Source organism: Micromonospora sp. NPDC049114, assembly GCF_040648635.1.
Classification (GTDB): domain Bacteria; phylum Actinomycetota; class Actinomycetes; order Mycobacteriales; family Micromonosporaceae; genus Micromonospora.
The window spans coordinates 372,040-384,789 of record NZ_JBEZEA010000003.1; the positions used below are offsets into that span (position 1 = coordinate 372,040).

The following is a 12,750-nucleotide window of genomic DNA, read 5'->3' on the forward strand; positions in this document are numbered from 1 at the left end:
GCCCAGCACGTCCGACGTTCGGCAGCGGACGACAAACGTGAAGGATTGCCCGTGAGGTACGTGGTATTGATCTACACCAACTCCTCAACCTGGAAGCACCCGCTTTTCCTCCACGACGGCGAGACGCTCTCTGAGCAGGAACGCGCCGATCGGGTCGCTCAGCACGTCAACCTGGTCGAGGAGATCCGTGCCTCCGGCGAGCTGCTGACCGCTGCCGCACTGACCGCCCCGGCCGAGGGCACCAGGCTGTCCGCTCGCGACGGAGTGCCGAGCCCGACCGACGGGCCGTTCCCGGACGCGAAGGAGTACCTCGCCGGCGTCTTCTTCCTCGAATGTGGCAGCCCGGAGCGCGCCGCCGAGATCGCCTCCCGCTTCCCCGACGCCAAGGTCGGGGCCGTCGAGGTTCGCCCGGTCGAAGAGGTCTCCGAAAAGGACTTCTGACCGCACCGCCCGCCCGGAACGGCCCGCCGAGGTGCGGCGGCCGGCCGTTCCGGTAGCGAGGATATGGGCTCCAGCCCGCAGAGGTCGAGGTGAACCGCCGTACGCGCCCTCGGCTTCATCGCCGCCACGCCGAACGCGGCCGTCCGGTCGCCGCCGCCCAGCCCGATGCCACCGCCGGGCAGGTTGTGTGCGCGGCGGCCCCGTAGCCGCCGAAGCGCGCCAGCGCGCGCATCCCGAAGTGGGCGAGCGCGCGCCCAGCTTCGTACGTGTGCTGAGGAATTGCCGGAGTACGACCCTGCCCGGCAGTCGCCCGAACGACGGCAGAAAAGGAGCCGGGTCCCGACCGCGCAATTTCAAAGACGCATGCCACCGGGAGCTTGCCTAAATTTATTGCGCCGATCGGCTTTGCAGGAATTGGTGGGTGGCATGGACGCGGAGTTCGGGCAGGCCGTCCCAATGGTCGGTGCGGCGGACGACGCATACCTGCTGACCGGCCAAGGCCTGCAACCCCTCCCGCACCGGCGCCCCCTTCACCGAACGGAGCACAGATGGACGGCATGCCCGAGGACCCGCAATCAACTACCGTTCTGGTCATCGGCGCGACCGGCTACGCCGGTTCCCACGTGGCCAAGGCCTTTGCCGCAGCCGGATACCAGGTCGCGGCGCTGCAGCGCCCCGACGGCCGGCCGGTGCCGCCGGCTTACCGGCCGGTGCCGGGCGACATCACCGACCCTTCGTCGCTGAAAGCCGCCGCGGATGGCTTCGACCTCGTCATCCAGATCGCCTGGGTCCCGGGGGACGTCGAGAGCCGAAGCGCCGAGGCCATCATGGCAGCCGGGGCACGGTTGATCCACACCTCGGGCACCGACGTCCTCGGTCCCGGCACCACCTACGAGGACACCGTGCCACGACCGCCCGCGGTGGTGGCCTGGCGTGCCGACATGGAGAGAAGGGTTGTCGCCGGCGGCGGGATCATCGTGCGGCCGGCGCTCATCTACGGCAACCGGGGCGGCGTCATCCGGGGAACGATGGTGCCTGTGCAGGAGCGTCTCGGCACCGGCGTCTATCTGGGTCATGCCGGCATCCAATGGCCCGTGGTGCACGTCGAGGACCTGGCGCGGCTCTATTTGGCCGTCGCCCAGCGGGCGGCCGGCGGCACCCGCTGGAACGGTGTGGCCGAGAATCTGCCGGTGGCCGACATCGTGGCTGCGGCGGCCGGCGGCCGGGCGATCTGCTGGCCCGCCGACCAGGAACCGCCCGAGGAGATCGCTCCCATCGCGGAGCTCTACCTCATGGACCACGTCGTGAGCGCGGACCGGACCCGGCGCGAGATGGGCTGGGAGCCGGTGCACACGTCGCTGGTGGAGTATTACCGCCGGCACCCGCACGGCTGACCGCAGCGGTGGCGGGCCTCCGGACGGATGCCCGCCACCAGCACGCTCAGTACCTGTCGTGGTGTCGCAACCACGGCCGGCCGGGCTCGAGCGGGCGGCCGTTCGGCGTCAGGTCGAGGTAGTTGAACGTCGTGTGGAACACGTCGATCCCGTCGCCGTACGCGGAGTAGGTGTAGTAGACCTTCTCGCCGTCGCGGGCGAACACACTCATGCCACCCGCTTCGCCCTCGGTGAACCACTCACCCGATGCCGCCAGGGTGGCCTTGTCCATGTAGTCGTACTCGACCGGGGCCACGGTCTCGTCGAGCGTCACGTGGAAGTCGTAGTTGAACGTGCCGCCGTGCGATGAGTACCACGGCACGTTCCACCCCATGCGCTGCCGGAACGCCTCAATCTTGTCGATCGGCGCGCGGGAGACCACCGCGAACGTCGTGTCCAGGGCGTGCAGGTGCGCCAGGTCGCCGATGCCGTCGGTCAGCAGGGAACAGTGCTTGCAGCCCTCGTCCCACGCGGGATCGAACATGAAGTGCTGGATGATCAGTTGCGACCGGCCCTCGAACATGTCGATCAGCCGTGCCTTGCCGTGCCGGCCGTCGAAGACGTACTCGTCCTCGATGGCCATCCAGGGCAGTTGCCGGCGGGCGGCGTTGACCGCGTCGCGCGCCTCCATCGCCCCACGCTCCTGCTCGCGCAGCTCCTTGCGCGCCGCCAGCCACTGCTCGGGCGTCACCACATGTGCCGTCATGGTCGAGCTTCCTCTCGTTCTCGGCGGTGTCCTCATGAAGTAGTCGTAGCCCGCCGGCCGTATCGAACACAGCGGCGACGGGCAACTCCCGCCCGGACACCTCACCGACCTGTCCGACGTCTCCCCGAGCCGACGACGATCGCGGCGGTTGCCGACCTGCTCGACATCACGCCTCTCACACGCTGCGCTACTACGAGCGGGCCGGGCTGGTCGAGGTGGCCCGGGACCACTACGGTCACCGCGTCCACGACGCCAGAGCGGTGCGACGCCTGGTGTTCCTCACCAGGATGCCGATGCGCGACCTGCAGCACTTCATCTCGCTCGTGGACGCCGGGCAGGACACGGTGCCCGAGCGGCTCGGCATGCTGCGTGACGCTCCAGCTCGGACGTTCTAGCCGGCGGTCGCCTCACGCTGGATCCGCTCGAATTGAGCGGCCATCGCGGCAGCCAGGGCCTGCGCGGCGGACAGGGGACGAACCATGACCGTCAACTCATCGATCAAACCGTTCTCATCCAGGTGCAGGAAGTCACAGCCCTCGACGGCGACGTCGCCGATTCGCGCCTCGAACACCAGCGCGTGATCGCGACCGCCCTCGCCGCTCAGCTCACGGACGTACCGGAAGTCCTCGAACACCCGCAGCACACCCCGCAGGATCGCGGCGGTGATGGCCTTACCCGGATAGGGCTTGAACGCCACCGGGCTGCGAAACAGCACGTCGTCGGCCAGGGCCGCCTCAAGGGCATCGGCGTCGCGTGCTTCAACGGCCGCGCGAAAGTCGATCATTACGCCAGCGTACGGGCTTTTCCGCTGTGGGGATCCGCCACGGGGCCGGCTACGGCCGGAAGGCGCCGTGGCGAGACCTTCTGATCGGGCTACACCGGCACCCGAACCCGGACGTACGCCGTCGACATGAGCTGAGTACTGGAACGGTCTCCGGGTGGACCGCCTACAGATCCATCGCATAGACCCGGACCCGGCGGCCGGTGTCCGGCTGCACGGTCTCGCGGTCCAGCGTCATGCCCAGCTTGACCATCACTCGCGCCGACGCCTCGTTGCCGACAATGTGGATGCTGACCAGCCGCCGCAGTCCGAGCCCGGCGCGAGCGTGAGCGACCACAGACCGGGCAGCCTCGGTGGCCAGGCCCCGGCCCCAGTACGCGCGGCCGAGTCGCCAGCCGATCTCCACGGCCGGCATGATCTCGGGCAGGAAGGTCGGCACCGCCAGCCCGGTGAAACCGGCCAGATCGCCGGTTTCCTTGACCTCCACCGCGTACAGGCCGAAGCCGTGCTCATCCCAGTGTCGCTGATAGTTGGCCAGGCGCTCCGCGGTCCCCGCCCGGTCCAGGGTGCGACCGTCATGGATGTAGTGCATGACCTCAGGCTGTGCGTTCACCGCGGCGAAGCCGTCCAGATCGGTGCTCTGCCAGCGACGCAACAGCAGCCGCGGAGTTTCCAGGGACGTGGCATCAGGGGAACTCGTCATCTCGGGCACGTCTCTTCGTAGCATTTCGGCCCTCGCAACTGGTCGCCGACCTGGTGCTCGCTGGTGTCGGGCCCGGCGCGCGAGGCCGGTCACCGGCGTTGCTGGCGGGGCGTGGGTGGTCACCCGATGCGAAGGTGGTCCGCACTCTGGGCGACGGCTATGGTTTGGGCATGCACGATCGACGCGGCCTCCGGCGCGTCGGCGAGCGAGCGCCGCTGCCGACGATGCTGCTGCTTGCCGTGCTCGTGCTGGTGCTCTCCGCCACCCGGTCGATCGGGCTGTGCATCGTGTTCCGTTCCGCACGGCGGGCGATCCCCGGTTGTGTGCCCGCCTGGTCGGCGGATCGTGCTCCCCCGCGCCATGCGCGGGGCCTCGCCTGATCCACTCGCCCCGCTCGCGCCGATCCCCATCGTTGCGCCCGGCTGGCCTCCGTGACCGGCCGGCAGCACTGTCACCGCGCCCGCCGCACGTGGCTCGCCACACTCCGTCGGCCTGCGCCGCTGCGCGAATCCGCACCCTGCCCGCTGGAGTCCCCATGATTGTCGAACTGACCCCGCTGCCCGGTATCGGGATATGCCGCATGTTCACCACCGCTGACGGTCGCCGCGTGGGCGTGGTCACGCACCGTCCAGGTGGCCGGCGAGATCTCGTCTACGAGTCCCCCGACGACCCCGACGCCACCTGCTCTCTGACCCTGACCCGCGACGAGGCGGTGACCCTTGCCAGACTCCTGGGAATCCTTGATGTCCTGGACATCGTCACCGTGGCGGAGTCATCTCCTGGGTGACGGTCTGCGGCTGCCGTGCCCACCGGGGCACGGCAGCCACACCGCGAGTCAGCCGTTGTGCTTCGCCTGGCAGGACACGCAGAACTGCGCGTGCGGAAGGATTTCGAGCCGCTCGGCCGGAATGTTCTGGCGACACTTCTTGCAGGCACCGTAGGTGCCGTCGCTGATGCGGCTCAACGCACCGGTGATCTGCTCGATGTTGCGGCGGGTAGCCACCAGCAGTGCGGCCCGGTTGTGGGCCTCGCTCGGGTCGCCGGTGTCCGCGTTGAGCTCGGTCAGTTCCCGCAGCCGAGCCGTCTGCGTGGCGAAGTCTTCCGCCAGGGACGCTCGCAGATCAGCCAGCCAGCCCTGGTCGACGGTTCGATGATCGACGCTCATGGTCTACCTCTACCTTTCAAGGGAAAAAGAAAAGGGCCGAAGCTTGAAAGCTTCGCCCTGGCGGTCGTTTCGTGATGCAACGATTCCGCGGGGGGCCTCGGCCGGTTCGCGCCGGGCTCGACAGCCGGAACGTGGACGCGATGTGCAACTCGCGCACAACCGGCACCCGCATCCCGACCATCCGGCACGCCGCCGTCGCCACGTGGGCAGCCCCGATTGCCGCCACACCGGTGACGGCAGAAGAGCGGAACGTCACCGGGGACATGTCTCCACCATAGGCGGCGTCCGCAGTAATGCCAACGCCTGCGTCGAGGCCCGGCTCCTGCCATGATCAGCCTTGGCGGCCCCGTCCTGGTCGGGCACGCCACCCGCATCCTGCGATCTGGATAAACAGCACAAATCCAGCCATGGCTTCGCCGGTCTTGGGGCGGTCGGAACGGTCGTCGCGACCCCCGGGTGGGTCATTCCTCGGGCGCGATGAGTCGGTCGTCGGTGGCGTCGCGGACCGTGATCGCTTCCACCGGGCACGAGTCGGCGGCGTCGAGGACGACGTCGGCCGGGGCGACGACGTCGGCCAGCGGCTCGGACAGGCCGCCCACCAGGCGGAAATGCTCGGGCGCGGTGCCGGCGCAGATGCTCGTGCCAATGCAGCGACGCGAGTCCACCCCGAGCCGCCACGCCGTACTCACCAGGCCACCGGCATGCCGAGCAGGCCCCGCACCAACATGCCGCGCTTCCACTCCAGCTCGGCTTCCGGTACGGCGAGCCGCAACCCGGGCAGGCGGGTCACGATTGTGGCGACGGCGACCTGCAACTCCATGCGGGCCAGTTGCGCGCCGACACAGTGGTGTACGCCGTGCCCGAAGCCCAGGTGCGGGTTCTGCCCGCGGTCGAAGTCCAGCCGGTCCGGGTCGGCGAAGACGGTGCCGTCACGATTCGCCGACGACAGCGAGCCGAGAACCGGCTCACCTGCCCGGACGAGAACCCCGCCGACCTCGACGTCCTCCTTGGCGTACCTGGCGAAGGAGGAGCCGACGCCGAGCGGCACGTACCGCAACAGTTCCTCGACCGCGGCCGGCACCAGCGACGGGTCGGCCCGCAGCCGAGCGAGCTGGTCCGGATTGTGCAGCAGGACGTAGACGAAGTTGGGGATCTGGGTCACCGTGGTCTCGTGGCCGGCCGCGAGCAGCCCTCCGGCCAGCTCCACCAGCTCGGTCTCGCTGAGCCGATCCTCATTCTCGTCACGGGCCCGCACCAGCGCGCCGAGCAGGTCGTCGATCTCCGGCTCGCGGCGGCGCTCGGCGACCAGACCACCAATGTAGCCCCAGAGATTGTTCAGGTACTCCTGGATCGTCTCCAGGGGCAGCGAGGTGGTCGAGACGATCGCCTCGGACCAGACGTGGAAGCGGTCGCGGTCGGCGTACGGGACTCCGAGCAGCTCGCAGATCACCTGGATCGGCAGCGGCGTGGCGACGTGCTCCACCAGGTCGGCCGGAGGACCGAGCCGGACCATGTCGTCGACCAGCGCTTCGGCGATTTCCTGGGTACGGGGTCGCAGCGCCTCGACCCGACGTGCCGTGAACGCCTTCGCCACCAGCCGGCGCAGCCGGGTGTGATCGGGCGGGTCCATGGTCAGCATGCCGCTGTACTGCTGGCGCGGGGTGAGCCTGGGCTCGTCGCGCTGAACGGCCGGCGCGCGGCCGAACCGCACGTCGCCGAGGACCGTACGGACGTCCTCGTACCGGGTGGCGAGCCATGCCTCCTCGCCGTACGGGAGCTGCACCCGGGTCATCGGCTCGTTCTCGCGCAGCTCGCCATAGGTCGGATCGACGACGAGGCGGTCGGGCACACCGAACGGGTACTGTCGCGCGGGCGGAACGGTCCGGCTCTCGGTGGTCTGCGCGCTCTCCGTCATCCGGATTCCCTTCGTCGGAACGGCGTGATCCTCAGGCCGGGCACCACGTTCGTAGCGGCGCCGATTGCCAGCGTCCAGGGCTCACGAACAGCCACGCATTGACGCTCGGTGATGGTTCGATATCGGATCGTAGCGGCATATGTCGATGATCGCCATGAAGTCCGCGTCCGGGGCGAGCAAAGTGCGGGCGAGGCGCGTGGCAGCGGGTCCGGGTCGTCGTACCGGAGAGGCTGTTGACGGTTGGACGGCCGTCAGCGGATGATCCAGCGATGTGTCGCTCGGGTTAGCGATCCGAGACGCCGACCCTGATGGACGACCTCATCGCCGTCATGCGGCGGCGCCAGGAGAGTGATTTCATGAAGTTCCTTCTCACGTCGTCGGGCATCTGCAATCCGAGCATCGCCGACGCGCTCGTCGACCTGCTGGGCAAGCCGATCGCCGAGTCCACGGCCCTGTTCATCCCCACCGCTGTCTACCCCTTCCCCGGTGGAGCCGAGCGGGCATGGAAGGCGATTGACGGCCCGGCCGCGATCCCGCTGTCGCAGCTCGGTTGGAAATCCCTGGGGATATTGGAGCTCACCGCACTGCCGACCATCCGAGAAGAGAACTGGGTCCCGGCCGTCCGGCAGGCCGATGCCCTCCTCGTCTGGGGCGGCGATGTGCTCTACCTGACCCACTGGATGCGCCAGTCGGGCCTGGCCGACCTCCTACCGTCGCTGAGTGACACGGTCTACGTCGGGGTCAGCGCGGGGAGCATCGCGGTCACCCCGTACAACTGCGACGCCGAATTTGACCTTGACTTCGTCCCGGACGGCAGCGACATGGCGCACGGCGCCGACCGGGCGCTGGGGCTTGTGGATTTCACGCTGTACCCCCACCTCAATCATCCGGAGATGGAGGACACCGAGCTGTCCAGCATCGAGAAATGGGCGTCCGGAATCCCGGTCCCCACCTACGCCATCGACGACAACACCGCCATCAAGGTGGTCGATGGCACAGTTGACGTCATCTCCGAAGGCGACTGGAAACTGATCAACCCCTGACCGACAAAGCGGAATTCGAGCCGGCCCACCGAACCGACTGCTACGGCCGACGCATGGTCGCGCTCCTCGTCGACGGACTACGGTCCGGCACATCCCCGTACTGACTGGGTGGCCTCGTCGACGCGGCCGAGTTTGACGGAGACGACTGACCGCGCGTCACCGGCCTCCCGTCCCGAGTGCCGCCCACCACCTGACGATTGAGCAGGTCACGGGCGGGGTAGTGCCCGTCCTCGCGGAAGATCAATCGGCGGCCGTCCCCGGTCCGCTGGGGCGGAAGGGGTGTCACCGGTGCGGACGTGGGGGCGCGACGCCGTCGCGCGGTTGCGGGGCGACGGGATGACCGTGATCGAGCTGACCGCCGCCGCGGTGATCGCCTGGCTCGTGGCAGCGGTGGTGATCCGTCACCCCGACCCGTTCTACGCCCCGACCGCCGCGCTCGTCGTGCTCGGTGAGTCCCGCGGGCGACGGCTGCGGCAGACCGTCGAGATCCTGCTCGCCGTGGCCGCCGCCGTGCTCGTCGCGGAGCTGCTGGTGTACGCGCTGGGCCCGGGCACCGGCACGGTCCTGCTGGTGCTGGTACTGACCACCACGACGCTCGTGGTGATCGGTGCCCGCCGTGCCCTGGTCGTGCAGGCCACCGTCTCGGCCATGTACCTGGTGGTGGTCGCCGCGCCGCACGGGACGCTGATGCCGTTCCGCTTCATCGACGCGCTCATCGGCGGCGCGGTGGCATTGGCCGCCAGCCAGCTGAGGGCCGCCCGCGACCCGCTGGCGCCGCTGGTGTCGCAGGCCCGGCGCAGCTACACCGACCTGGCCGACCTGCTCGATGAGGTGAACGCGGCGCTGCAGAGCTGCGACGAAGATGCCGCCCGCGCCGCGCTGGACCAGGCCCGGCAGGTGGACGACTGCGTCGCCCAGTTGCAGACCGCCGTGCTCGCCACCGGTGAGACGCTGCGGCTGGGGCTGCGCCGCCGGCACCTGGGCAAGCTCGCCGACGTGGAAGCGACGCTGCGGCAGCTCGACTACGCCGCCCGCAACATTCGGGTGCTGGCCCGGGCCAGTGCGACCCTGACCCGCCGGCACACCGCCACACCGCCGGAGCTGGCCGCCGCGATCGGCGCGCTGACCGCCGCCGTACGGTCGGCCGGGGAGGCGCTGGCCAGCGACCTCAGCGGCGTCGACGCCGACCGGCACGCTCACCACGCCGACGCGGCGGCCCTGGAAGCGGTCCGGATCGCCGCGGGCCTGCTCCGGTCCGATCCGCCGCTGCCGGTCACCATGATCGTCGGGCAGATCCGGGCGACCGCCATCGACCTGCTGCGCGGCGTCGGCCATGACGACATGACGGTGCTGGACCGGGTGGACGAGGCGCTCGGCCTGAGCCGGGCGTGACACCTGTCGTCGGCCCGGAGATAACAATCCGCGCCACGACGTGATGCCGCGTCACAGCGTCCACCCTGCCAGCACCGGACGGCGACGTCATCGGGACGTGCCCGAGAGGTAGGTCCCGAGACCAGCCAGCAGCAGGCTGATCAGGCTGGCACCGGCGCGTACCGAGTTCCACGACGTCCAGGCGGACGAGTAGGAGGCCCACACCCGGGCCGCCTCCGCAGGATCGGTCGGCACGCCCGCGGCGTCGAGGTTCTCGTTCATCGGCACGTTGACGACCACCGTCGGGATGAACGCGCCCACCAGGTACACCGCCGCGGCCATCAGGAACAGCACACCCGCCGACCGCTTCCCGAGGAGCAACAGCAACACACCGGTCACCGTGGCGGCGACGAGCGGGCCGAAGAACGTGACGAAGAACAGCGGATTCTGGATCCTCTGGTTGATGCTCGTCATGGCCGGGATCGCGGTACCGGGGGCGACGGCGTTCAGACCGGGCATCACCGCCACCGAAAAAGCGTAGTAGACACCGGTGATCGCACCTGTGACCACCACTGTCGCCGCGGCCGACCAGGCAGCCACTGTGGCGTTCATGCCCGGTCTCCAGCGGGTGACGTGTCCCATGCGCCAGCGGCGGCGGCTTCGCGGGCATAGTCGGTGAAGTCGCGCGGCCTGCGGCCCAGCGCCTGTTGCACACCATCGGCGAGCCGCGCATTGCGGCCGTCCAACACCTTGCCGAACAGCTCGGTCAGCACCGCCACGAGCTCCGCCGGCACGTCGTACCCGGCCATCACGGCGGCGTACTCCTCGGGCGAAACCGATCGGTAGCGGATCTCCCGTCCGAGCGCGTCGCCGATCTCCGAGGTCGCCTCGGCGAAGGTGAGAAGCCGCGGGCCGGTCACCTCGTAGAGCTGCCCCGCGTGCCCGTCGTCGGTCAGTGCCGCGACCACGATGTCGGCGATGTCGCGGGCGTCGACGAACGGCTCCGGCACGTTCCCGGCCGGGAGGGTGACCTGGCCGCCGCGTATCGAGTCGGTCAGGAAGTCCTCGCTGAAGTTCTGGTTGAACCAGCTCGCCCGCACGATCGTCCAGGCCACTCCGGAGTCCTGGACCACCCGCTCGCTGAGCGTGGCCTCCTCCTCGCCCCGGCCGGAAAGCAGAACCAGCCGTTCGATCCCGCCGGACACCGCCTGTTCGGTGAACGAGCGGATCGTCGCGACGGCGTCCGGTGCGGCCAGGTCCGGGTAGTACACCAGGTAGACCGACGAAACCCCGTCCAGTACGGGTGCCCAGGTGCGCTGGTCGGTCCAGTCGAACGGCGGCTCGCCGGAGCGGGAGCCGACCCGCACCGGCCGGTCGAGTGTGGCGAGCCGGTCCACCACCCGGCGGCCGGTCTTGCCGGTGCCGCCCAGTACGAGGATTGGCTGCTCATCAACGGTCTTCGTCATGCCAACCAGTCAATTCGAGGGCGAGCGCACCGGGAATGGGCGAGACTCTCGATCGCATGTCCTGGCGTCTCGACGGTCCACGTCGCAGGGCTAACCTGAGCGCATGGATGCGCTCGCGGGGCTGCTGGACGGGCCGAGGGCGCGCGGCGCGTTCCTGATGCGGTCGGTGTTCGACCCGCCCTGGTCGGTACGGATCCAGGATCGCGCGCCCCTCACCCTTGTCACCATGCTGCGCGGCACAGCGTGGGTGGTGCCGGACCAGGGCGCTGCGGTGCCGCTACGCCCCGGCGACGTCGCGATCATCCGTGGCCCGGAGCCGTACACGATCGCCGACGACCCGGCCACGGCGCCGCAGGCGGTCATTCATCCCGGTGAGCGCAGCACCACGCCCACCGGGGACGAGTTGTGCGACGTGATGGACCTGGGTATCCGGACCTGGGGCGAACGCGCCGACGGGGCGGCGGTGCTGCTCAGTGGCACGTACCAGTTGCAGGGCGAGGTCAGCCAACGGCTGCTGAGGGTCCTGCCCCATCTCCTGGTGCTGCCGGCCGGGGCACTGGACAGCCCGCTCATCCCGTTGCTCGACGACGAAATGACCAAGGACGAGCCGGGGCAGGATGTGGTCCTGGACCGGCTGCTCGACCTCCTGCTCATCGCCGTACTCCGGGCCTGGTTCTCCCGGCCGGAGGCGGCGGCGCCCGCCTGGTACCGAGCGCACGGCGATCCGGTGGTCGGCACGGCGTTGCGGCTGCTGCACGACCACCCGGCAGAGCCGTGGACGGTGGCCACCCTCGCGGCCGGGACCGGTACCTCGCGGGCGGTGCTGGCCCGCCGGTTCACCGAACTGGTCGGCGAGCCGCCGATGGCGTACCTCACCAACTGGCGGCTCGCGCTGGCCGCCGACCTGTTGCGCGAACCGGACGCCACCGTCGCCGCGGTGGCCCGCCAGGTCGGCTACGGCAGCTCGTTCGCACTCAGCGCGGCCTTCAAACGGGTACGCGGTCTCAGCCCGGCCGAACACCGGCAGGCCGTCGGGTCACCTGACCTCACTCCAGTGGGATGACCGTGCCGACGCGGGCCGTGTGCACCATTCCCGGCACCCACGCCGTCCGTACCGCCGCTGCCAATGATCGGGCGCTACGCGCCGCCCGCCGGTTCGCCGCGCACGCTATTGCTTCTCGTTCTGCCGGAGGGCTTCCTCGAGTTGGTCTTCGAGAATGATGATCCGGCAGGCGGCCTCCAGGGCGGTGCCCTGATCGACCATCTCCCGCGCCCGGGCGGCCAGGCGCAGCTGGTAGCGGGAGTAGCGGCGGTGCCCGCCGCTGGAGCGGTGCGGGTTGATCAGTTTCGCCTCGTCCAGGCGACGCAGGAAGTCCTGCGTGGCGCCGAGCATCTCCGCGGCCTGGCCGATGGTGTAGGCCGGGTAGTTCTCATCGCCGAACATGTCCTCGGGGTTTTGCCCCATGTCACCTCCACGTCGAGGGCCCCGGCGCATAAGCGCCGGGGCCCAGGGTTACGGGTCAGAACACCATCTTCCGACAGAAACGTCGGCTTGTCGTATCCGCACCAGCCGCCACTGACGGCATCGGGCGCGAGGATCGCATATGCGTGACCGGAGACCACCTCTCGTTCGATGGAAACTGCGGTGTCCGCCCGGCCTGACATGACAGCCGACGGCGGGCGATCCAACGGTGTAAGGCCCTCCCTTTCCTCTGCTACTTCTTCC

Annotated in this window: 17 protein-coding genes; 8 read left to right on the plus strand and 9 right to left on the minus strand. The window is 69.5% G+C overall.

Features of this window, described 5'->3' with window-relative positions; all coding sequences use genetic code 11:
* Positions 1-51 precede the first annotated feature (51 nt).
* Positions 52-441, plus strand: coding sequence for a YciI family protein (locus tag AB0B39_RS14560; protein WP_234587559.1), 390 nt, complete (start codon positions 52-54; stop codon positions 439-441).
* A 548-nt stretch (positions 442-989) separates the two neighbouring features.
* Positions 990-1,835: an NAD-dependent epimerase/dehydratase family protein gene (locus AB0B39_RS14565; protein WP_357495473.1), complete on the plus strand. Its 846-nt coding sequence runs from the start codon at positions 990-992 to the stop codon at positions 1,833-1,835.
* Between the two features lie 46 nt (positions 1,836-1,881).
* Here AB0B39_RS14565 and AB0B39_RS14570 read toward each other — a convergent pair whose 3' ends face one another.
* On the minus strand, positions 1,882-2,580 hold the full coding sequence (locus AB0B39_RS14570; RefSeq protein WP_357495475.1) for a DUF899 domain-containing protein: 699 nt from the start codon (positions 2,578-2,580) through the stop codon (positions 1,882-1,884).
* A 260-nt stretch (positions 2,581-2,840) separates the two neighbouring features.
* Between AB0B39_RS14570 and AB0B39_RS14575 the strand changes: the two genes are divergently transcribed.
* The gene (locus AB0B39_RS14575; protein WP_357495720.1) at positions 2,841-2,975 is read left to right on the plus strand and encodes a hypothetical protein; all 135 of its coding nucleotides are present in this window, start codon (positions 2,841-2,843) and stop codon (positions 2,973-2,975) included.
* On the opposite strand, the gene AB0B39_RS14580 is transcribed toward AB0B39_RS14575, so the two are convergent.
* Both AB0B39_RS14580 and AB0B39_RS14585 read right to left on the minus strand, forming a co-directional pair.
* On the minus strand, positions 2,972-3,364 hold the full coding sequence (locus AB0B39_RS14580) for a nuclear transport factor 2 family protein (RefSeq protein WP_357495477.1): 393 nt from the start codon (positions 3,362-3,364) through the stop codon (positions 2,972-2,974). The genes AB0B39_RS14575 and AB0B39_RS14580 overlap by 4 nt on opposite strands.
* Positions 3,365-3,527: 163 nt before the next feature.
* Positions 3,528-4,064 (minus strand): GNAT family N-acetyltransferase, encoded by a 537-nt coding sequence (locus AB0B39_RS14585; protein ID WP_357495702.1) that lies wholly within the window; start codon positions 4,062-4,064, stop codon positions 3,528-3,530.
* Positions 4,065-4,234: 170 nt separating this feature from the next.
* On the opposite strand from AB0B39_RS14585, the gene AB0B39_RS14590 reads away from it, so the two are divergent.
* Together AB0B39_RS14590 and AB0B39_RS14595 are read left to right on the plus strand one after the other, a co-directional pair.
* A complete protein-coding gene (locus AB0B39_RS14590; protein WP_357495479.1) occupies positions 4,235-4,444 on the plus strand; it encodes a hypothetical protein in 210 nt (69 codons plus the stop codon).
* 155 nt (positions 4,445-4,599) lie between these two features.
* Positions 4,600-4,851, plus strand: a complete 252-nt coding sequence (locus tag AB0B39_RS14595; protein WP_234587545.1) for a potassium transporter TrkA — start codon at positions 4,600-4,602, stop codon at positions 4,849-4,851.
* 48 nt (positions 4,852-4,899) lie between these two features.
* Here AB0B39_RS14595 and AB0B39_RS14600 read toward each other — a convergent pair whose 3' ends face one another.
* From AB0B39_RS14600 to AB0B39_RS14610, 3 genes are all read right to left on the minus strand, one after another.
* Positions 4,900-5,229, minus strand: coding sequence for a TraR/DksA C4-type zinc finger protein (locus tag AB0B39_RS14600; RefSeq protein ID WP_234587543.1), 330 nt, complete (start codon positions 5,227-5,229; stop codon positions 4,900-4,902).
* A gap of 461 nt (positions 5,230-5,690) precedes the next feature.
* Positions 5,691-5,918, minus strand: a complete 228-nt coding sequence (locus AB0B39_RS14605; RefSeq protein WP_234587540.1) for a ferredoxin — start codon at positions 5,916-5,918, stop codon at positions 5,691-5,693.
* Positions 5,915-7,144 (minus strand): cytochrome P450, encoded by a 1,230-nt coding sequence (locus AB0B39_RS14610; protein ID WP_357495482.1) that lies wholly within the window; start codon positions 7,142-7,144, stop codon positions 5,915-5,917. Before AB0B39_RS14610 ends, AB0B39_RS14605 begins: the two co-directional genes overlap by 4 nt.
* A gap of 356 nt (positions 7,145-7,500) precedes the next feature.
* Here AB0B39_RS14610 and AB0B39_RS14615 point away from each other — a divergent pair, with 356 nt between their 5' ends.
* Both AB0B39_RS14615 and AB0B39_RS14620 read left to right on the plus strand, forming a co-directional pair.
* Positions 7,501-8,187: a Type 1 glutamine amidotransferase-like domain-containing protein gene (locus tag AB0B39_RS14615; RefSeq protein WP_357574572.1), complete on the plus strand. Its 687-nt coding sequence runs from the start codon at positions 7,501-7,503 to the stop codon at positions 8,185-8,187.
* A gap of 288 nt (positions 8,188-8,475) precedes the next feature.
* Entirely contained in the window at positions 8,476-9,579 is a 1,104-nt protein-coding gene (locus tag AB0B39_RS14620) for an FUSC family protein (RefSeq protein WP_357574537.1), read from the plus strand.
* 87 nt (positions 9,580-9,666) lie between these two features.
* Here AB0B39_RS14620 and AB0B39_RS14625 read toward each other — a convergent pair whose 3' ends face one another.
* Both AB0B39_RS14625 and AB0B39_RS14630 read right to left on the minus strand, forming a co-directional pair.
* On the minus strand, positions 9,667-10,170 hold the full coding sequence (locus tag AB0B39_RS14625) for an anthrone oxygenase family protein (RefSeq protein ID WP_357574538.1): 504 nt from the start codon (positions 10,168-10,170) through the stop codon (positions 9,667-9,669).
* Positions 10,167-11,024: an NmrA family NAD(P)-binding protein gene (locus tag AB0B39_RS14630; protein ID WP_357495488.1), complete on the minus strand. Its 858-nt coding sequence runs from the start codon at positions 11,022-11,024 to the stop codon at positions 10,167-10,169. Before AB0B39_RS14630 ends, AB0B39_RS14625 begins: the two co-directional genes overlap by 4 nt.
* A gap of 103 nt (positions 11,025-11,127) precedes the next feature.
* Here AB0B39_RS14630 and AB0B39_RS14635 point away from each other — a divergent pair, with 103 nt between their 5' ends.
* Positions 11,128-12,087, plus strand: coding sequence for an AraC family transcriptional regulator (locus AB0B39_RS14635; protein ID WP_357495490.1), 960 nt, complete (start codon positions 11,128-11,130; stop codon positions 12,085-12,087).
* A gap of 105 nt (positions 12,088-12,192) precedes the next feature.
* Here the strand turns inward: AB0B39_RS14635 and AB0B39_RS14640 are convergent, their stop codons facing one another.
* Complete coding sequence (locus AB0B39_RS14640; RefSeq protein WP_234581695.1) at positions 12,193-12,489, minus strand: helix-turn-helix domain-containing protein; 297 nt, start codon at positions 12,487-12,489, stop codon at positions 12,193-12,195.
* Between the last annotated feature and the right edge of the window lie 261 nt (positions 12,490-12,750).